At 65.9% G+C, this 408-nt stretch carries 1 protein-coding gene; it reads right to left on the reverse strand.

Annotated elements, in window-relative coordinates; translation table 11 throughout:
* The coding region (locus tag D7X32_RS44700; RefSeq protein ID WP_147450549.1) for an acyltransferase family protein at positions 1–408 on the reverse strand (408 nt) is incomplete at both ends.

Genomic DNA, 408 nt, shown 5'->3' on the forward strand with positions numbered 1-408 from the left:
CTCCCAGAACCGTGCGGGCAGCAGATAGAACGCCGCCGCCGGTGCCGTTTGCGCCTGCCAGCCTGCCCACGCCAGCGACAGCAGGGTCAACACCGGCAACAGCCAACGCGACCATGGCCAGCGCTCACGCCCACGCAACCACACGAAGAACAGCAGCGGGAAGACCAGGTAGAACTGCTCCTCCACGCCCAGCGTCCAGGTGTGCAGGAAAGGGTTCAGTTCCACGCCGGGTGAGAAGTAATCGTCCTGCTGACCCGCCAGCACGATGTTGCTGAAGCCGATCAGCGCGGCCCAGCCGGTCTGGTCGAACTGCTCGTTGCGCCACGCGCGGGGAATGAACAGCGCCGACAGCACAAAGGTCGCCATCAGCATCACCAGCAGCGCCGGCAACAAGCGCAGCACGCGGCG

It is taken from the genome of Corallococcus carmarthensis, from assembly GCF_003611695.1.
GTDB classification, from domain to species: Bacteria; Myxococcota; Myxococcia; order Myxococcales; family Myxococcaceae; genus Corallococcus; species Corallococcus carmarthensis.